The sequence below is a fragment of the Streptomyces sp. NPDC046931 genome (assembly GCF_040644655.1).
GTDB lineage: Bacteria > Actinomycetota > Actinomycetes > Streptomycetales > Streptomycetaceae > Streptomyces.
This window is the reverse complement of the sequence record NZ_JBEYWX010000012.1, coordinates 156,584-175,173: the sequence shown is the minus strand read 5'-3', so window position 1 is coordinate 175,173 and position 18,590 is coordinate 156,584. Positions and strand designations below refer to the sequence as shown.

Below are 18,590 nucleotides of genomic sequence, written 5' to 3'. Positions count from 1 at the left end.
GTTGCACGGGCTGCGCGCACGCTCCCGGGCACGGCGCGTCCACCGAAGGGGCACGCGACGGCCACCTGTTTGGGGCCCGCTCGGCACCGCCGGCGTGAACCCGCGGCGCCCGGCTGAGCGATAGACGGGGTGTGAGACGGTTCCGCCCCATGAGGGGGCACGGGAAGGACGACACGGACGCGGCGCTGCTGCGGGCCGTGGCGCACGGGGACGCGGCGGCGATGGCCACGCTGTACGACCGGCACGCGGGATGGCTGCACGCGCGGCTCACGCGCCGCTGCGCCGACCCCGAGGTGGGGCGGGAGGTGCTCCAGGACACCTTTGTGACGGTGTGGCGCTCGGCGGGAGCGCACTCCGGCAAGGAGGCCGGGGGCTGGTTGTGGACCATCGCCGCGCGGCGTCTGGTGGACGCGCGGCGGGCCCAGGAGCGGGCGGCCCGGATCGAGACGGCTCCGATGGACACGGCGCGGGTCGAGCGGGAGCCGGCCGCGGCCCTGCCGTCCGCGGAGGAACGCGTGCTGGCGGGGCTGGAGTTCGGCGAGGTGGGTGCCGCGCTGGACCGGATCTCCCCCGAGCTGCGCGAGGTGCTGCGCGCCACCGTCGTCGACGGGCTGACCACCCGGGAGACCGCCCACCTGCTCGGCATACCCGAGGGCACGGTCAAGACCCGCGCCATGCGGGCGCGCGCCGAACTGCGCGCGGCACTGGCCCAGTTGAGCCCCGCTCCGATGGGAGGCCCGGCATGACCGGCTGGCACGCACCCGGGGACCTCGTCGTCCGCTACGCGGACGGCTCGCTGCCGGAGACGGACGCGTGGTCCCTCGAGAAGCACCTGGAGACGTGCGCCGGTTGCGCGGCGCGTGTGTCGCGGGCGATCCGGGAGACGGCGGCGGGCACGGTCCTGTCGGAGGTCCGGGAGGCCGTACTGGACGCGGCGCCCGCGCCGCGGAGCGCCCACGCCCGCCCGTGGCCGGCCGCAGGGGCCGCGCCGGGTGCGGCACCGGCCCGTGCTCCGCGTGTGGCCGGCGCGCGCCGGTGGTCGTCCCGGGCTGCGCTGCCCGTGGGCGGCCCCCGTCTCGCCCGTGCCCTGTGGGCCGCCGGCCCGGCCGTCCGCGGGGCCTGGCTGCCGGCCGTGCTGCTCGTGGCGGCCGGGGCGGTGGCGCTGGCGTACGGGACCGGGTTCGACGGGGCGCGGCCGCTGCTGCTCGCCGTCGCGCCCGTCGCGCCCGTCGCCGGGGTCGCCCTCTCGTACGGCGTGCACGCCGACCCGCTGCACGAGATCGCGGCGGCCACCCCCTCCGGCGGGCTGCGGCTGCTGCTCACGCGCACGGCCGCCGTCCTGGCCGTCAGCCTGCCGCTGCTCACACTCGCCGGACTGCTGCTGCCCGCCTCCGGTGCGCCGGGCGCGGCCGCCTGGCTGCTGCCCGGGCTCGCGCTGACGCTGGCCACGCTGGCCCTGGCCGGCTACGTCGGCTGCCGTGCCGCGGCGGCGGTGACGGGCGGCGGCTGGCTGTGCGCCGTACTGCTCCCGGCGCTGGCCGCCTCCGACGGGGCGCCGGCCACACGGCTGGCCGAGCAGCTCGCCCGCTGCCTCGACGGCGCCCCGGCGCAGGGCTGCTGGGCCGGGGCGGCCGCACTGTGCGCCGCGCTGCTGGCCGTGCGCCGAACCGTCTACGACCGTCTGGAAGGGCTTGGGGCCCGAGGGGAGAAGCGTTGAGCACGATACGTGTGACCGGCCTGCGGGTACGGCACCGCAGGACCGCCGTCGCCCTGGACGGGATCGATCTCGCCTTCGGGCCGGGCGTGCACGGCCTGCTGGGCCCGAACGGCGCGGGCAAGACGTCACTGATCCGCGTCCTGGCCACGGTCGCCGAACCGGCCGGTGGCCGGGTGGAGATCATCGGCGAGGACATCGCCGACCACCGGCGGCGCGGTGCGGTCCGGCGCCGTCTGGGCTATCTCCCGCAGGAGTTCGGCTACTACCCCGGGTTCAGCGTGCGCGAGTTCGTCGCCTACGTCGCCTGGCTGAAGGAGATGCCCGCCGCCGTCACCGCGGCCGCCGTGGAACGGGCCGTGGCGCGGGTGGGCCTCGCCGACCGTATCGACGCGAAGGTCAGGACGCTGTCCGGCGGCATGATCCGTCGCGTCGGCATCGCGCAGGCCGGACCGCACGGCCGTGCGCCCGTGGTGGCCGCGGCGCCTGGCCTGGCTCGGGGGCCTGACCGCGCTCGCGGCGGTGCTGCTGTCGACGGCCGTGCTCGGGCACCCGGAGGTGTTCGGCCCCCCGGCCATGATCCGCAACACGCTGGGCTGCACCGGTGCCACGGCGGCCGCCGCCGTCCTGCTGGGCGCCCGGCTGAGCTGGCTGCCCGCGTTCGGGTACGTCAGCGCGGTGTACCTGGCCTCCGCGGGGGCGCACGGGCGCGCGGTCACGGTGTGGGCCTGGCCGGTGCAACCGGGCGCGCAGCCCGGAGCATGGGCCGCCGCCCTCACCGCCTTCCTGGCGGAGGGTGCCCTGTACGCCGTGCGCGGGGCGCGCCCGGAGGGGCCCCGCGCCTGAGGCGCGCGGCCCGCTCGGGGAACGCGAAGGCCCGGACCGTCAGGCGGAGATGCCGTCGATCCGGGCCAGGGCGTCGTCCGCGCCGTACGGCTGCAGGTAGGGCAGCCAGCGCGGGTCCCTATGCCCGGTGCCGATGATGCGCCAGGCCAGACCGGTGGGTGGGGCGGGCTTGTGACGCAGCCGCCAGCCGATCTCGAAGAGATGCCGGTCGGCCTTGACGTGGTTGCAGCGGCGGCAGGACGCCACCACGTTGTCCCAGACGTGCTGACCACCGCGGCTGCGCGGAATGACGTGGTCGACGCTGGTTGCGACGCCACCGCAGTACATGCACCGGCCGCCGTCGCGCGCGAAGAGCGCACGCCGGGTAAGAGGAACGGGCCCCCGGTAGGGAACCCGCACGAATCGCTTCAGCCGGACCACGCTGGGCGCGGGGACGGTGACGGTCGCGCTGTGCATGTAGGCGCCGGACTCCTCGAGGCATACGGCCTTGTTCTCGAGGACGAGGACGAGCGCGCGGCGGAGCGGTACGACGCCGAGTGGCTCGTACGACGCATTGAGGACCAGGACGTGCGGCACGGATGCCTCCTTGTACGCCGGCGACGCGTGGCTCGCGCCGGGACGATGTGTAGCCAGTCTCCCCTCATGCCTGGTGGAAGCGCCACCATGTCCCGGTAACGGGCTGGGAGTGTTTTCGACCACACCCAGAGCATCCCCCGTTGAGCGGCCCCTTACTTCTCCAGGTGAGCACGGTCTCTCCTCGGGGCATCGGCCGGATCCCCACACGATGCCCCGTTAGTGTGGTGCTCCTGCCGTCCGGTGACCTTTCCGTGACCTCGGCCACGGAAACCGGAGTCAGAGGCTTCACCGCACCTGGAGGTACCTGCCGTGTCCTTGCCCGCCCTGTCGGCCGTCGGCGCCGCGCCGTCCCCGTCGCCTTCGCAGACGACGGATCCGGCGGTTCCCTCGCTCCAGGACGCCCAGCAGAGCGCGACGAACGCCGCAAGCTGGGTCGAGCAGAACTGGTCCACGTGGCTTGCGATCGGCCTCCAGATCGTGCTGGTCCTGGTGGTCGCGGCGGTGCTCAGGGTGGTGGTGCGGCGGGCGATCACCAAGCTGATCGACCGTATGGGCCGCACGGTCCAGGCGGTGGACGGCACGGCGCTCGGCGGTCTGCTGGTGAACGCGGAGCGCCGCAGGCAGCGCTCGCAGGCGATCGGCTCGGTGCTGCGTTCGGTGGCGTCGTTCCTGATCATGGGCACGGCGGCACTGATGGTGCTGTCCACCTTCCACATCAATCTGGCGCCGCTGCTCGCCTCCGCCGGTGTGGCGGGCGTGGCGATCGGTTTCGGCGCCCGCAACCTGGTGACGGACTTTCTGTCCGGCGTGTTCATGATCCTGGAGGACCAGTACGGCGTCGGCGACGTCATCGACGCGGGCGTGGCCTCCGGAGAGGTGATCGAGGTCGGCCTGCGCGTGACGAAGCTGCGCGGCGACGGCGGCGAGATCTGGTACGTGCGCAACGGCGAGGTCAAGCGCATCGGCAACCTCTCGCAGGGCTGGGCGGTGGCCGGGGTGGACGTGACCGTCCGCGCGAGCGAGAACCTGGACCGGGTGAAGGCGACCCTCGACCAGGTGGCCGAGCGCATGAGCAAGGACGAGCCCTGGAGCGAGCTGCTGTGGGGTCCGATCGAGATGCTCGGCCTGGACAGTGTGCTGCTGGACTCGATGGTGGTCCGCGTCTCGGCGAAGACGATGCCGGGCAAGGCGCTGGCGGTGGAGCGCGAGCTGCGCTGGCGCGTCAAGCGGGCGTTCGACGAGGCGCACATCCGCATCGTCGGCGGCGCCACGGCCGCGGTGGAGGAGGAGCCGGCCGATCCGGCGGCCGCGACGGCGCCTCCCTCGGCATACGCGAACACCGCCTCGCCCCAGTCGGAGGCGGCGTCCCCGATCCCGTCGGTGCGGCCCCCGGCGAGGTAACGGCCGTGCACGCCAAAAGGCGGCCTCCGGAGTGTCCGGAGGCCGCCTTTTGGCGTGCACGGGATCCGGTGCCCGTGAACGACGACTCCGCGAAGGCCCGCTACACCGTGGAGGTCAAGGTCGCCTTGGGCCACCCCCTCCCCCTGCCCGCCCCCTACCCCACCCTGGACACCGCCCCCTTCCTGGAGGGCTGACCGAAGCCGGCGGCCGGGCAGGTAACGACTTGGTTGCCGCCCGCAGCCGGCATTGACGCCGTCGCGGCACCGGCCTACCTTCCTCTCACCGATAGGAAACTTTCCTAACAATGGCTGGTGGACTTCCCGGCGACCCCGCTGCGAAGCTGGGCCGTTGAAAGGGCTGAAGGGCAGGTGGCGACACACATGGCAGGATCCGCCGGTACGCCGGGCACCCCACGCGTGCTGCGCGCCATGAACGACCGCGCCGCCCTCGACCTCCTCCTGGAGCACGGTCCGCTCAGCCGTACCCGCATCGGCAAGCTCACCGGCCTGTCGAAGCCCACCGCCTCCCAGCTGCTCGCCCGCCTCGAAGCCGCCGGGCTCGTCCTGATGACCGGCACGAGCGAGGGCCGCCCGGGCCCGAACGCCCAGCTGTACGTGGTGAACCCGGCCGCCGCCCACGTCGCCGGCCTCGACGTCACCCCGGAGCGCATCCTCGCCGCCGTCGTCGACGTGACCGGCAGAACAGTCGGCGAGTTCGAGCTGCCCACCCCCGGCCGCCGCCCGGCGCAGCCCGTCGCCCGGCAGGTCACCGACGCCCTCGGCGGCGCGGTGAAGGCCGCCGGGCTCGCCCTCGGCGACGTGCACCGCGTCGTGATCGGCACGCCCGGCGCCTTCGACCCCACCACCGGCCGCCTCCGTTACGCCTCCCATCTGCCCGGCTGGCACTCCCCCACACTGCTCGAGGAACTCGCCGCCGCCCTCCCGATGCCCGTCGAGTACGAGAACGACGTCAACCTCGTCGCCCTCGCCGAGCAGCGGCTGGGCGCGGCCAGGGGGCACGACGACTTCGTCCTGCTGTGGAACGAGGGCGGTCTCGGCGCCGCCCTCGTACTGGGCGGACGGCTGCACCGCGGCTGGACCGGCGGCGCCGGGGAGGTCGGCTTCCTGCCGGTGCCCGGCGCACCCCTGGTCCGCCAGGTGACCCGGGCCAACAGCGGCGGCTACCAGCAGCTGGCCGGCTCCCAGGCCCTCCCGGGGCTGGCCCGCGAACTCGGCGTCGAGGACGTCCCCTCCGGCCCGTACGCCGAGGTCGCCGCCACCCTCGTCGCCCAGGGCGCCGACAGCGCCTCGGGCCCCCTCAGGCGCCTCCTTCAGACGTACGCGACCCGGCTCGCCACGGGTCTCGCCGCCCTCGTCTCCATGCTCGACCCCGAACTCGTCGTCCTCAGCGGCGCCTCGCTCACCGCCGGAGGCGAGCCGCTGCGGGCCCTGCTCCAGGCCGAACTGGAGGAGCTGGCCGCTTCCCGGCCGCGCCTCGTCCTCGGCGACGTACGCGAACACCCCGTGCTGCGCGGCGCCTTGGAGAGCGCGCTCGCGACCACCCGCGACGAGGTTTTCGACACCTCGCGCTGACCCCTCGTAGCCGACCCTCCAACAGCCGACCTCTCGCGCTGATCCCTCGCGCTGACCCCTCGTAGCCGACCCTCCAACAGCCGACCTCTCGCGCTGATCCCTCGCGCTGACCCCTCGTAGCCGACCCTCCAACAGCCGGCTCCTCGCGCCACACCCTTTCCCTCACCGCCCCGCCCGCCCCAGGGAGACCCAAAGATGCCCGAAGTATCCCGAAAAACGGCTCTTGTTCTCGCCGCCTCCGCCTCCATAGCGCTGCTGGCCACCGCCTGTACCGGCCAGTCGGACTCCGGCGCGACCGATGACGCCTCCAAGGAGACGACGATCAACTTCTGGCATGCCTGGAGCGCGCCGAACGAGGTGAAGGGAGTGAAGTCGCTGATCGACGGCTTCGAGAAGGCCCACCCCAACATCCACGTCAACATCGTCGGCAACGTGACCGACGACAAGATCAACCAGGCGCTGCGCACAGGCGGCGACAAGGCGCCGGACGTGATCTCGTCCTTCACCACCAACAACGTGGGCAAGTTCTGCTCGTCCGGGGCCCTGGTGGACCTGGATCCCTTCTTCGAGAAGTCGGGCATCGACCCCGCCACGACCTTCCCGAAGGCGATGAACGAGTACACCCGGTTCGACGGCAACCGCTGCACGGTGCCGCTGCTGGGCGACGCCTACGGGCTCTACTACAACAAGACCGCCTTCAAGAAGGCGGGCATCGCGGGCCCGCCCAGGACCTGGTCCGAGTTCGAGGCCGACGCCAAGAAGCTGACGATCCCCGACGGCGACGGCTACAAGCAGCTCGGATTCATGCCGGACTACCACGGCTGGGAGACGACCACCGAGCACTACTTCGCGCAGTTCTCTCCCACGTACTTCGACTCCAGCGGCAAGTCGAACCTCGCCAAGGACCCCGCCTTCGTGGCCGGTTTCACCCTCCAGAAGAAGCTCGTGGACGAACTGGGCGGCTTCCGGAAACTGGAGAAGTACCGCTCCGAGCTCGGTGACGAATGGGGCCCCAAGCACCCCTTCCACACCGGTCAGGTCGCCATGCAGCTCGACGGCGAGTGGCGCCTGGGCATGGCCCAGGACGCCAAGCCCGCCTTCGAGATCGGGGTGGCCCCGCTGCCCGTGCCCGACGACCAGGCGCCCCGGTACGGCAAGGGCTACATCACCGGCACCATCGCCGGCATCGCCGCCACCAGCAAGAAGCAGAACGCGGCCTGGGAGCTGGTGAAGTACATGACCACCGACACGGACGCAGTGGTCGGCTTCGCCAACGACATCCACAACGTGCCCTCCACCCTGGCCGCGCTGAAGTCCCCCAAGCTGAAGTACGACCCCCGCTTCAAGACGTTCCTGGACATCGCGGCGAACCCGGACTCGACCACGACCCCCGCGTCGATCAACGGCGGCCAGTACCTCGTGACCATCCAGCAGTTCGGCTACGACTACGAGAGCGGCAAGACCAAGGACCTCAAGGCGGGCCTGGCGAGCACGGCCCGGCAGATCGACACGGACATCGCGCAGGCGAAGTGACGATGAGCACCCTCACCCTCGCGTCCAAACGCCGCCGGGCGGCCCTGCGCACGGCCGCCTTCATGTCGCCCTGGCTGATCGGCTTCGCGGTCTTCTTCGCGTATCCGCTGATCTCGACGGTCTACTTCTCCTTCATGCACTACGACGGCTTCCGGCCGCCGACGTGGAGCGGGACGAGGAACTGGGTGTACGTCTTCCGGGACTACCCCCTGTTCTGGCCGGCGCTGCGCAACACCCTGTGGCTCGTCGTCGTCGCGGTCAGCCTTCGGGTCGTCTTCGGACTCGGCGTGGGCCTGCTCATCACCAAGATCAAGACGGGTACGGGAGTCTTCCGCACCCTCTTCTACCTCCCCTACCTCGCCCCTCCCGTGGCCGCCACCATGGCCTTCGCCTTCCTCCTCAACCCCGGTACCGGACCGGTCGACTCGATCCTCGACGGCATCGGCATTCCGGCGCCGGGCTGGTTCAACGACCCCGACTGGTCCAAGCCCGGCCTCACCCTGCTCGCCCTGTGGGGTATCGGCGACCTGATGGTGCTCTTCATGGCCGCGCTGCTGGACGTGCCGAAGGAGCAGTACGAGGCGGCCGGACTGGACGGCGCGTCGGCGTGGCAGCGCTTCCGCTACGTCACCCTGCCGAACATCTCGCCGATCGTGATGTTCGCCGTGGTCACCGGCGTGATCCAGACGATGCAGTACTACACGCAGCCACTGATCGCGGGGAAGGTCGCCTCGGGCGTCATCCAGGGCGCCGGTACGCAGTTCGAGCCGGGCTACCCCGACAAGTCCACGCTCACCCTGCCCCAGCTCGTCTACAACCTCGGCTTCCAGCGCTTCGACTACGGCTCCGCCTGTGTGGTCGCGCTGGTGCTCTTCGCCCTGTCGATGGTGTTCACCGCGTTCCTGATGCGGCGCCGGGGCGGCCTCAACCTGGCTGGTGACTGATGATGACCCAAGTACTCGACAAACCCGTGGAGCTGAGGGAGGCCGCCTCTCCCGCCGCGCGCACCGCCCGCCGCAGGGCGCTGCTGGAGTGGATCGCGGTCCACTCCCTCGGCGTGGCCGCCGCCCTCTTCTTCACGCTGCCCTTCGTGTTCGTGTTCCTGACCTCGCTGATGAGCGACAGCCAGGCACTCAGCCGCGACCTGATCCCGCACACCTGGGAGTGGGGCAACTACCGGAAGGTCTTCGACACCCCCGGCTTCCTCACCTGGTGGAAGAACACGCTGATCTACGCGGGCCTGGGCACCGTCCTCACCGTCGTGTCGTCGATCCCGGTCGCCTACGCCCTCGCCAAGTTCCGCTTCCGGGGCCGCAATCTGTCCCTGATGCTGGTGATCTCGATGATGATGCTGCCGCCTCAGGTGATCGTCATCCCGATGTATCTGTTCTGGGCCAAGCAGCTGGGCCTGTCGGGCACACTGTGGCCGCTGATCATCCCCATGGCGTTCGGCGACGCGTTCTCCATCTTCCTGCTGCGCCAGTTCCTGATGACCATCCCGAACGAGTACCTGGACGCGGCGAAGGTCGACGGCTCCGGAGAACTGCGCACCCTGCTGAGGGTCGTCCTGCCCATGGCACGGCCGGGCATCGCCGCCGTCGCGCTCTTCCAGTTCTTCTACGCCTGGAACGACTACTTCGGCCCGCAGATCTACGCCTCGGAGAACCCGGCCGCATGGACGCTCAGTTACGGCCTGGAGTCGTTCAAGGGCGCGCACCACACCGACTGGAACCTCACCATGGCCGCAACCGTGCTGGTCATGGCCCCCGTGATCCTCGTGTTCTTCTTCGCCCAGAAGGCGTTCGTCGAGGGCGTCACGCTCACCGGAGTGAAGGGCTAGCACCGAATGAAACTCACCGTGGTCGGCGGAGGCTCGACCTACACACCCGAACTCATCGACGGATTCGCCCGGCTGAGGGACACCCTGCCCGTCGAGGAGCTGGTCCTCGTCGACCCGGCCGCCGAACGGCTCGAGCTGGTGGGCGGCCTGGCCCGGCGCATCTTCGCCCGGCAGGGGCACCCCGGACGGATCGTGACGACGGACGACCTGGACGCGGGCGTCGAGGGCGCCGACGCCGTGCTGCTCCAGCTGCGCGTCGGCGGTCAGGCCGCGCGGGAGCAGGACGAGACCTGGCCCCTGGAGTGCGGCTGCGTCGGCCAGGAGACGACCGGCGCGGGCGGCCTGGCCAAGGCGCTGCGCACGGTGCCGGTGGCCCTCGACATCGCCGAACGCGTCCGCCGCACCAACCCCGGGGCCTGGATCATCGACTTCACCAACCCGGTGGGCATCGTCACCCGTGCCCTCCTCCAGGAGGGCCACCGGGCGGTCGGACTGTGCAACGTGGCGATCGGCTTCCAGCGGAAGTTCGCCGCCCTGCTCGGCGTCGTCCCCGCCGATGTCCACCTCGATCATGTGGGGCTCAACCACCTCACCTGGGAGACAGGTGTGCGTCTCGGCGGCCCCGAGGGCGAGAACGTGCTGCCCAAGCTCCTCGCCGAGCACGGCGACACCATCGCCGGCGACCTGCGTCTGCCGCGCTCCCTCGTCGACCGCGCCGGCGTGGTCCCGTCGTACTACCTGCGCTACTACTACGCGCACGACGAGGTCGTACGAGAGCTGCGCACCAAGCCGTCCCGGGCCGCGGAGGTGGCCGCCATGGAGCGGGAGCTGCTGCGGATGTACGCGGACCCCTCGCTCGACGAGAAGCCGGCGCTGCTGGCCGAGCGGGGCGGCGCCTACTACTCGGAGGCGGCCGTGGACCTCGCCGCGTCCCTGCTGGGCGGCGGGGGTTCGCCGTACCAGGTGGTGAACACCTACAACAAGGGCATCCTGCCCTTCCTGCCGGACGACGCGGTGATCGAGGTGCAGGCGGCCGTCGGGCCGCAGGGGCCGGCCCCGCTGCCGGTGCCCGCGGTGGACCCGCTGTACGCGGGGTTGATGGCGAACGTGACCGCCTACGAGGAGCTGGCCCTCGAGGCCGCGCTGCGCGGGGGCCGGGACCGGGTGTTCCGGGCGTTGCTCGCCCACCCCCTGATCGGCCAGTACGCCTACGCCGACACCCTCACCGACCGGCTGATCGCGCACAACCGGGAGCACCTCACGTGGGCCTGACCGCAAGCGTCCTCGCCATCGACGCGGGCAACAGCAAGACCGACGTGGCCGTCGTGGCCGCCGACGGAGAGGTGCTCGGCACCGCGCGCGGCGGGGGGTTCCGGCCTCCGGCCGTGGGTGTGGAGACGGCCGTGAACGTGCTGGCCGACGCCGTGTCGCGAGCCTTCGCGCAGGCCGGGGTCACCTCGGCCGGCCATGTCTCGGCCTGTCTCGCCAACGCCGACCTGCCCGTGGAGGAGGAGCGGCTGGCGGCCGCGCTGGACGCGCGCGCCTGGGGCACGACCGTCGAGGTGCGCAACGACACCTTCGCCATCCTGCGGGCCGGCGTCGCCGAGCCCCGGGGGGTGGCGGTCGTGTGCGGCGCGGGCATCAACTGCGTCGGCATGCGTCCCGACGGGCGTACCGCGCGCTTCCCCGCGATCGGCCGGATCTCCGGCGACTGGGGCGGCGGCTGGGGGCTGGCGGAGGAGGCTCTGTGGTGGGCGGCGCGCGCGGAGGACGGGCGGGGCGGCCCCACGGCTCTGGCCCGCACCCTGCCCGGGCACTTCGGGCTCGGCTCCATGTACGCGCTGATCGAGGCGCTGCACCTGGAGCACATCGCGCACGGGCGGCGTCACGAGCTGACACCGGTGGTGTTCGCCACGGCCCGGGACGGCGACCCGGTGGCCCGCGCGCTCGTCGACCGGCTCGCGGAGGAGGTGGTCACGATGGCCACGGTCGCGCTGACCCGGCTGGACCTCCTCGACGAGGAGGCGCCGGTTCTGCTCGGCGGCAGCGTCCTGACCGCCCGCCATCCCCAGCTCGACGACCGGGTGAGGGAACTGCTGGCGGCCCGTGCCCCCAAGGCGGTCCCCCAGGTCGTCACGGTCCGTCCGGTGCTCGGCGCCGCCCTCCTCGGCCTGGACCGTGCAGGGGCTTCCCGGGAGGCGCATGTGCGGGTGCGGGGATACTACGAAGCAGGGGCGCAAGGGGCTCAAGTGGCTTGAGGGGAGCTGGGGGCGAAGGGGGCGTAGGCGGTGGCGGCGCGAGCGCACCCCGGGGAACCGAACACCCGCACGTGGCGTATTCATGGGCAGGGGTGGTCCGACGGGGGCCCGCGAGCCCGGCGTTCCGCACAAACACTGCGATCAGGAAACAAGATCGTATAAAGACCTGTTCGGATGCCGGTTCCGACGGCGATACTTGCCGCCGTGCACCTGCGTCCGCTCCCGCGCACCGGGCGGAGGTGACCGACGGATGACCGTGGGGGAGGTCAAGTGACACATCCGCAGCAGGCCGGCGCGCCACCGGGGGCGCCCGCGATGCCGCCCGCCACACCGGCCGGGGTTCCGGCGCCGCGCCGCACGGCCTTCGCCGAGGGCGCGGACCGGCTGCGGGCCACCGCGACCACCGAGCCCGGCCGGCTGCGTGTCATCGGTGCCGTCCTCGCCGTGCTCGTCGTCGCCTTCGGCGCCGTCACCGCCTGGCAGATGACCGACCGCTCCCACGCCGCCGACGACGTGCTGCACAGCAGCCAGCCGCTGAGTGCCGGGGCCGCCGACATCTACCGCTCCCTCGCGGATGCCAACACCACGGCCTCCAGCGGCTTCCTGGCGGGCGGTCAGGAGCCGACCGCGACCACCAGGCGGTACGAGAGGGACATCGAGACCGCCGCCGCGGGGCTGGTCACGGCGGCCGCCGGCGCCGAGCCCGGCTCCCCCGCCGCCGACACCATCGCCAAGCTCAACAAGCTGCTCCCGCGGTACAAGGGCCTCGTCGAGCGGGCCCGCGCCAACAACCGGCAGGGCTTCCCGGTGGGCGGGGCGTATCTGCGGGCGGCGAACGAGGTGATGCAGCAGCAGATGCTGCCCGCCGCACAGGACCTGTACACCAAGGAGAACCAGCGGCTGCGCTCCGACTACGCGGACGCGACCCCGTACCCCTGGTTCGCCATCGTCCTCGGCGTGCTCGCGCTGGCCGCCCTCGGCTGGGCCCAGCGGCGCCACTTCCTGCGCACCAACCGCGTGCTGAACCAGGGCCTGGTCGCCGCCAGCGCCGCCTGCACGATCGCCCTGCTGTGGCTGGTGGTCGGCCACAGCGTCGCGCGCGCCGGGCTGAGCTCCTCCTACGAGCACGGCGTCCGCTCGCTGAACGTGCTGCACGACGCGCGTATCGCCTCCCTGAACGCACGCGGCAACGAGAACCTGACGCTGGTCAGCCGTGGCGCCGAGACCAGGAAGCTGGCCAACGGCAGGGTCCTGGACGCCTACGACTACGCGTACGCGCAGGATATGAAGGCGCTCTCCGCCCGTCTCGCCGAGGCCGGGTCCCTCGCCGACGACCAGGCGGGCGGCCGGCCCGTCACGGCCGCCGCCGGCAGTATGAAGGTCTGGCAGCAGCGCCACGACCAGGCACGGGCCGCCGACGACGACGGCAACTACCAGGCGGCCCTGAACAAGGTCGTCGGATCGAAGGCGGACCAGCCGACGGGCGAGTGCTTCGACAGCGTGGACGCGAATCTGGCGAAGGCGCTGGACCATGAGGAGAGCCGGTTCGAGCAGGCGGCGGGCGGCGGCCGGAACGCGATGAGCGGACTCCCGCTGGGCTCGGCGGTCCTCGCGGTACTGGGTGCGGCAGGCGCGGTGCTGGGCATCGGGCGCAGGCTTTCGGAGTACCGGTGACAGCGTTCCAAGGACCGGTGAGAGGGGGAGCGGCGATGATCGGACGTCGCCTGAGGGCAAGCCTGAGGGGCTGGGGCGGTGTGGGCTCGATGGTCCTCGCCTGCGCCCTCGCCCTGGTGTTCACGCTGTCCCTGCCGCTCGCCCGCGCGAGCCGGGACGGCTCCCCGGGCCTCGGCGGCCAGGGCCTCGCCGAGGCCACCCAGGCCAAGGCGGACGACTGCGGCGGGCACCCGGAGCGCAAGAGCCCGCCGCCGTCCGGTGACGAGAGCGGCCCGAAGGTCCGCGAGATCAAGAAACGCGGATACCTGTCGGTGGGTGTCGACCAGAACAGCTACCGCTGGGGCTACCGCGACCCCAACACCCGGGGCGGCGACCTGGAGGGCTTCGACATCGATCTCGCCCGCGAGATCGCACGCCGCATCATCGGCGACCCGAACGCCGTCCGCTTCCACGCCATTCCCACCAACCAGCGCATCCCCGCCATCAAGAGCGGGCAGGTGGACATGGTGGTGCGCACCATGACGATCACCTGTGACCGGCTGGACGAAGTCGCCTTCTCCGCCCCGTACTTCGTCACCGGACAGCAGGTCCTGGCGCCGAAGGCGTCCGGTATCACGGGCTACGACAAGTCCCTCGCCGGCAAGAGGATCTGCTCCGCGGAGGGCTCCACGGCCAACACCAGGCTGGCCGAGGACAAGAAGTCCGGCAGGCTCGCCGCGTCCGCCGACATCTCCACCACGGTCCCCAACCAGCTCGACTGCCTGGTCGAACTCCAGCTGGGCGAGGTCGACGCGGTCGTCACCGACGGCGCGCTGGCCGCGAGCCAGGCGGCCCAGGACCCGACCGTCGAACTCAAGGGGAAGCCCTTCACGACCGAGTACTACGGAGTGGCGATGAACAAAAACGCCGAGGACCTGGTGCGGCGGGTCAACCAGGTGCTGGTGGACTATCTCGGAAGCGGATGGCAGGCCTCGTACACCAAGTGGCTGTCCCCGACGCTGGGACCCGGCTCGGCGTCGTCGCGACCGCCGGCCTCCTGACCGACGCAACCGACCTGGTACCACTGGAGAGTTGACCCGGCGCACCGGACCCACGCGCGGGCACGACGAGAGCGAGAGGTGATCGATGGGCGTCACGGGACCCACCGGGCCGGTGATGGACCGGGACGAGGTGGACCGTGCGCTGGCGCGGCTCGGCGCGGAACACGAGGCCATAGAAACCTCGCTTCTCGCCCTCCAGGACCACGCGGGCCGCAGACTCCTCGAAGGTGCCGAGCTGACCGGTGTCACCAAGGAGCGCTGGACGTCGGCGGAGGCGTCGATCACCTTGCTGTGGGCGTACTTCGACGCCTACACGAACACGCTGCGCACCGCGCGCGACATCCGCGCACGGCGGCGCTGGTCCAGCCGCGAGGACCTGGCCGAGCTGACCGAGCTGCTGCGCGGCGCGAGCGTGACCGTCGCGGGCGGCGCCACGGCGACGGCGCACGCGCCGACGATCGCGGGCACCGGCAGGCTGAGCGAGCAGTTCTCGCTGGCCGAGCTGGTGGAACGGATGAACGAGCTGTACGCCTCCTCGCTCGACATGGTCGTCGCCGCCGACGCGGTGTGGTCGGCGCTGCCCGCGCGGATCGATTTACTGGCCGCGGAGCTGCAACGCACCAGCCGGCTCGCGCACTCCGTCGGTGTGCGCCCCGGCGAGCACCCGGCGGGGGACGACCTGGAACGGATCACGCGCACGCTCACGAAACTGCGCGAACAGGTGATCTCCGACCCGCTGGCGTACTGGGTCCCGGCGCAGGGCAGTTCGGCGCCCGGCGGCGGCCGGCCGGACACCGCGACCTACGACCGTGAGGCGCGTGCCCTGGAGGACGTGCGCCGGGAGATCGACGCTGTTCTGACGGTTCGTCAGGATGCCGAGGCGCGACTGGTCAAGCTGCGTGACCTGCTCAGCCGCGCGGACCGCACGCTCGCGGAGGCGCGCAGCGCCCGCGGTGAGGTCCTTGCGAAAATCGCCGCCTCGGAGGTACCCGTGGTCAGCGGCCCGCCGACCGCGCTCCAGGAGCAGTTGGCGACGGCCGCCGAGTACCGCAGACACGCCCAGTGGCACCGTCTCTCACCGCTCCTGGAGTCCCTGGAGCAGCGGGCGGAGGACGAACTGCTGCGCGCCAGGGAGTCGTTGACGGCGGTCACCGCGCCGCTCGCGGTCCGCGCCGAACTGCGCGGCCGCCTCGACGCGTACAAGGCGAAGGTCGCCCGGCACGGGCTCGCGGAGGACCCGCTGCTGATCGAACGCTACGACGCGGCCCGCCGCATGCTGTGGAGCGCGCCCTGCGACCTGCGGGTCGCCGAGCAGGCGGTGCTGCGCTACCAGCAGGCGGCCGCGGAACTGCTGCGCGTGCCCCGGCAGGGCGAACCGGCCGACCGGAGGGGGGAAGCATGAGTCAGGCGGGGCAGACGTGCCAGCGGCCCGGCTGCGAGGGCGCGTACGAGGACATGGGCGGCGGCGAACTGTACTGCGACACGTGCGGTCTGGCGCCGGTCGTCTCGGCCAAGGGGGCGGCCGGCCCGGCGGGCCCGGGCGTGACCACGGGCGGCAGGGGCTCCGGGGACTCGGGCAGCGGCGCCTCGCGGCCCAGTTCCCGTACGTCGTCCCGCTCGTCCCGGTCGTCGCAGTCCCGGCGCTCGGTGTCGGGGCGGCTGACGGGCGGCTCCGCCGGCCGGTCGGTGTCGGTCCGCAGCTCCGGTTCGACGGCCGGGAGTTCCGGTCGCAGCCGGCTCGGCCTGGGCCTGGTGCAGGTGCCGGACGTGCCGCGGCCCGATCCCCGGGCGATGGTGCTGGAGAACCCCGAGGTGCCCGAGCGCAAGCGGTTCTGCTCGCGCTCCGACTGCGGCGCCCCGGTGGGGCGCGCCCGCGGCGACCGCCCGGGGCGCACGGAGGGTTTCTGCACGAAGTGCGGCCACCCGTACTCGTTCGTGCCGAAGCTGCACGCCGGGGACATCGTGCACGGCCAGTACGAGGTCGTGGGCTGCCTCGCGCACGGCGGGCTCGGCTGGATCTACCTGGCGGTGGACCGCGCGGTGTCCGACCGGTGGGTCGTCCTCAAGGGCCTGCTGGACACCGGCGACCAGGACGCGATGGCCGCGGCGATCTCCGAGCGGCGGTTCCTCGCGGAGATCGAGCACTCCAACATCGTGCGCATCTACAACTTCGTGGAGCATCTCGACCAGCGCACCGGCTCCCTCGACGGCTACATCGTCATGGAGTACGTGGGCGGCAAGTCGCTGAAGGAGATCGCCAACGGGCGGCGCACCCCGGACGGACGACGTGATCCGCTGCCGGTGGAGCAGGCGTGCGCCTACGGCATCGAGGCGCTGGAGGCGCTCGGGCATCTGCACAGCCGCAACCTCCTCTACTGCGACTTCAAGGTCGACAACGCGATCCAGACCGAGGACCGGTTCAAGCTGATCGACATGGGCGCGGTGCGCAGGATGGACGACGACGAGTCGGCCATCTACGGCACGGTGGGCTACCAGGCCCCCGAGGTCGCGGAGGTCGGCCCGTCGGTGGCCAGCGACCTCTACACGGTCGCGCGCACCCTCGCGGTGCTCACCTTCGACTTCCCGGGCTACACCACCGTCCACGCGGACTCGCTTCCGGACCCGGACACCGTCGAGGTCTTCCGCCGGTACGAGTCCTTCTACCGGCTGCTGGTCCGCGCCACCGACCCCGACCCCGCCCGCCGGTTCGCCTCGGCGCAGGAGATGTCGGAACAGCTGACCGGGGTGCTGCGGGAGGTCGTCGCCCTCCAGACGGGCCGGCCCCGCCCCGCCCTGTCGACGTTGTTCGGACCGGAAGTCAGGGTGACGGACACGGAGTTGTTCCCGCGGGTGGACGGGGACGTCTCGCGGCTCGGGGCGAGGGTGGTGCCGGCACGACGCGGCGGGACCGCGGGGTCCGGGGGTGCGTCCGCGGCACCGGCCTCCGCCGCGGTGCCGTCCGCCGCCGTCTCCGCGCCCTCGCCTTTCCTGTCTTCCCCGGCGTCCCCGGCATCCCCGGCTTCCCCGTCCTCCCCGGCCGTTGGTCCGGCTTCCGGTTTCCGTGCCCCCGTCCTCGGCCCGGGAGCGGCCGGGGCAAGGGGCGGCGGAGCCATGGTGGCGAGCGGCAGAGCCGTCGGCGCCTCCGGCGTCCGGCAGCCCGGGTCGCCGGCCGTCGTGAAGGCGGTCGACACCGCCGCCGCCGCGCTCGCCCTGCCGGTGCCGCACGTGGACCCCGACGACCCCAACGCCGGTTTTCTCGCCGGTCTCATGACCTCCGCCCCCACGGAGCTGATCGCCGCGCTGCACGCAGCTCCGGCGGCCTCACCGGAACTGCGGCTGCGCGAGCTGCGGGCCCGCCTGGAGATGGGCGAGACGGACAGCGCCGGGCACGCACTCGCGGCCCTGGAGGCGGACCACCCGGACGACTGGCGGGTCGTCTGGTACCGCGGTGTCACCGCGCTCGTCACCGGCGACCACGAGGCCGCGGCGCTGTCCTTCGAGGCCGTCTACGACGCCTTCCCCGGCGAGCCCTCGCCCAAGCTGGCCCTCGGCCTGTGCGCGGAGGTCCTCGGCCAGCTCGACAACGCGGCCGACTACTACGGGCTCGTCTGGACCACCGATCCCAGCTACGTCAGCTCGGCGTTCGGCCTGGCCCGCGTCCAGTTCGCGGCCGGCGACCGCCGGGGCGCCGTCCACACGCTGGAGTCCGTGCCGGAGGCGTCCATCCACTACACCGCGGCCCGAGTCGCCGCCGTACGGGCGCGGCTGCGGCAGCGTACGAACCAAGGACCCGACCCGGCCTTCCTGGACGACCTCGTGGCCGCCGCGGGACAGGTCCAGGCGCTGGAGGCGTACGGCCTGGACGCCGTGCGCCGTGAGCAGTTGTCCACAGAGGTCCTCGGCTGTGCCCTGGACTGGGTACTCTCCGGTAGCCAGGGAGCCGCGCCGTCCGCGGCGGGCGGGCGGGCGCTGCTCGGCAGTGATCTCGACGAGCGCGGCCTCCGCTTCGGCCTGGAGCGCTCGTACCGCACGCTGGCCAGGCTCGCGCAGGGCGGCGAGGAGAGGATCGACCTGGTGGAACGTGCCAACCGTTACCGCCCCCGGACGTGGGTGTGA

15 protein-coding genes and 1 pseudogene are annotated in these 18,590 nt (G+C 72.4%); 15 read left to right on the top strand and 1 reads right to left on the bottom strand.

From position 1 onward, the window contains the following. Nucleotides 1–149: 149 nt before the first annotated feature. The 4 genes and pseudogenes from ABZ876_RS22085 to ABZ876_RS22070 all read left to right on the top strand — a co-directional run bounded on the left by ABZ876_RS22085 (nucleotide 150) and on the right by ABZ876_RS22070 (nucleotide 2,560). Nucleotides 150–746, top strand: a complete 597-nt coding sequence (locus tag ABZ876_RS22085) for an RNA polymerase sigma factor (protein WP_361783658.1) — start codon at nucleotides 150–152, stop codon at nucleotides 744–746. After that, nucleotides 743–1,717, top strand: coding sequence for a zf-HC2 domain-containing protein (locus tag ABZ876_RS22080; RefSeq protein ID WP_361783656.1), 975 nt, complete (start codon nucleotides 743–745; stop codon nucleotides 1,715–1,717). The genes ABZ876_RS22085 and ABZ876_RS22080 overlap by 4 nt, the downstream gene beginning before the upstream one ends. Nucleotides 1,718–1,728: 11 nt before the next feature. Further along, nucleotides 1,729–2,163: pseudogene (locus ABZ876_RS22075) on the top strand (ATP-binding cassette domain-containing protein); the annotation flags it as partial. Nucleotides 2,164–2,176: 13 nt separating this feature from the next. Continuing rightward, on the top strand, nucleotides 2,177–2,560 hold the full coding sequence (locus ABZ876_RS22070; RefSeq protein WP_361783775.1) for a hypothetical protein: 384 nt from the start codon (nucleotides 2,177–2,179) through the stop codon (nucleotides 2,558–2,560). 39 nt (nucleotides 2,561–2,599) lie between these two features. Here the strand turns inward: ABZ876_RS22070 and ABZ876_RS22065 are convergent, their stop codons facing one another. Next, a complete protein-coding gene (locus ABZ876_RS22065; protein ID WP_234515622.1) occupies nucleotides 2,600–3,136 on the bottom strand; it encodes an HNH endonuclease in 537 nt (178 codons plus the stop codon). Between the two features lie 309 nt (nucleotides 3,137–3,445). Between ABZ876_RS22065 and ABZ876_RS22060 the strand changes: the two genes are divergently transcribed. The 11 genes from ABZ876_RS22060 to ABZ876_RS22010 all read left to right on the top strand — a co-directional run bounded on the left by ABZ876_RS22060 (nucleotide 3,446) and on the right by ABZ876_RS22010 (nucleotide 18,590). Next, nucleotides 3,446–4,537 carry a mechanosensitive ion channel family protein gene (locus ABZ876_RS22060; RefSeq protein ID WP_361783652.1) on the top strand — a complete coding sequence of 364 codons (1,092 nt, stop codon included), beginning with the start codon at nucleotides 3,446–3,448 and terminating at the stop codon, nucleotides 4,535–4,537. Nucleotides 4,538–4,917: 380 nt separating this feature from the next. Continuing rightward, nucleotides 4,918–6,129 (top strand): ROK family transcriptional regulator, encoded by a 1,212-nt coding sequence (locus tag ABZ876_RS22055; protein WP_361783649.1) that lies wholly within the window; start codon nucleotides 4,918–4,920, stop codon nucleotides 6,127–6,129. A gap of 195 nt (nucleotides 6,130–6,324) precedes the next feature. Beyond that, a complete protein-coding gene (locus tag ABZ876_RS22050; protein WP_361783646.1) occupies nucleotides 6,325–7,662 on the top strand; it encodes an ABC transporter substrate-binding protein in 1,338 nt (445 codons plus the stop codon). A 2-nt stretch (nucleotides 7,663–7,664) separates the two neighbouring features. After that, on the top strand, nucleotides 7,665–8,606 hold the full coding sequence (locus ABZ876_RS22045) for a sugar ABC transporter permease (RefSeq protein ID WP_361783643.1): 942 nt from the start codon (nucleotides 7,665–7,667) through the stop codon (nucleotides 8,604–8,606). A 2-nt stretch (nucleotides 8,607–8,608) separates the two neighbouring features. Beyond that, nucleotides 8,609–9,502, top strand: coding sequence for a carbohydrate ABC transporter permease (locus ABZ876_RS22040; protein ID WP_361783769.1), 894 nt, complete (start codon nucleotides 8,609–8,611; stop codon nucleotides 9,500–9,502). A 6-nt stretch (nucleotides 9,503–9,508) separates the two neighbouring features. Then, nucleotides 9,509–10,774, top strand: a complete 1,266-nt coding sequence (locus tag ABZ876_RS22035) for a 6-phospho-beta-glucosidase (protein WP_361783640.1) — start codon at nucleotides 9,509–9,511, stop codon at nucleotides 10,772–10,774. Continuing rightward, nucleotides 10,765–11,760: a BadF/BadG/BcrA/BcrD ATPase family protein gene (locus ABZ876_RS22030; protein WP_361783637.1), complete on the top strand. Its 996-nt coding sequence runs from the start codon at nucleotides 10,765–10,767 to the stop codon at nucleotides 11,758–11,760. Before ABZ876_RS22035 ends, ABZ876_RS22030 begins: the two co-directional genes overlap by 10 nt. A gap of 315 nt (nucleotides 11,761–12,075) precedes the next feature. Beyond that, nucleotides 12,076–13,434 carry a hypothetical protein gene (locus ABZ876_RS22025; RefSeq protein WP_361783766.1) on the top strand — a complete coding sequence of 453 codons (1,359 nt, stop codon included), beginning with the start codon at nucleotides 12,076–12,078 and terminating at the stop codon, nucleotides 13,432–13,434. A gap of 35 nt (nucleotides 13,435–13,469) precedes the next feature. Next, on the top strand, nucleotides 13,470–14,474 hold the full coding sequence (locus tag ABZ876_RS22020; RefSeq protein WP_361783634.1) for a glutamate ABC transporter substrate-binding protein: 1,005 nt from the start codon (nucleotides 13,470–13,472) through the stop codon (nucleotides 14,472–14,474). Nucleotides 14,475–14,559: 85 nt separating this feature from the next. After that, the gene (locus tag ABZ876_RS22015; protein ID WP_361783631.1) at nucleotides 14,560–15,876 is read left to right on the top strand and encodes a hypothetical protein; all 1,317 of its coding nucleotides are present in this window, start codon (nucleotides 14,560–14,562) and stop codon (nucleotides 15,874–15,876) included. After that, nucleotides 15,873–18,590, top strand: coding sequence for a tetratricopeptide repeat protein (locus tag ABZ876_RS22010; protein WP_361783628.1), 2,718 nt, complete (start codon nucleotides 15,873–15,875; stop codon nucleotides 18,588–18,590). The genes ABZ876_RS22015 and ABZ876_RS22010 overlap by 4 nt, the downstream gene beginning before the upstream one ends.

Excerpts from the sequence above, each read along its gene's own strand:
- ABZ876_RS22085 (WP_361783658.1), top strand. The coding sequence starts at position 150 with ATGAGGGGGCACGGGAAGGACGACACGGACGCGGCGCTGCTGCGGGCC.
- ABZ876_RS22080 (WP_361783656.1), top strand. The coding sequence starts at position 743 with ATGACCGGCTGGCACGCACCCGGGGACCTCGTCGTCCGCTACGCGGAC.
- ABZ876_RS22055 (WP_361783649.1), top strand. The coding sequence starts at position 4,918 with ATGGCAGGATCCGCCGGTACGCCGGGCACCCCACGCGTGCTGCGCGCC.
- ABZ876_RS22050 (WP_361783646.1), top strand. The coding sequence starts at position 6,325 with ATGCCCGAAGTATCCCGAAAAACGGCTCTTGTTCTCGCCGCCTCCGCC.
- ABZ876_RS22045 (WP_361783643.1), top strand. The coding sequence starts at position 7,665 with ATGAGCACCCTCACCCTCGCGTCCAAACGCCGCCGGGCGGCCCTGCGC.
- ABZ876_RS22040 (WP_361783769.1), top strand. The coding sequence starts at position 8,609 with ATGACCCAAGTACTCGACAAACCCGTGGAGCTGAGGGAGGCCGCCTCT.
- ABZ876_RS22035 (WP_361783640.1), top strand. The coding sequence starts at position 9,509 with ATGAAACTCACCGTGGTCGGCGGAGGCTCGACCTACACACCCGAACTC.
- ABZ876_RS22025 (WP_361783766.1), top strand. The coding sequence starts at position 12,076 with ATGCCGCCCGCCACACCGGCCGGGGTTCCGGCGCCGCGCCGCACGGCC.
- ABZ876_RS22020 (WP_361783634.1), top strand. The coding sequence starts at position 13,470 with ATGATCGGACGTCGCCTGAGGGCAAGCCTGAGGGGCTGGGGCGGTGTG.
- ABZ876_RS22015 (WP_361783631.1), top strand. The coding sequence starts at position 14,560 with ATGGGCGTCACGGGACCCACCGGGCCGGTGATGGACCGGGACGAGGTG.
- ABZ876_RS22010 (WP_361783628.1), top strand. The coding sequence starts at position 15,873 with ATGAGTCAGGCGGGGCAGACGTGCCAGCGGCCCGGCTGCGAGGGCGCG.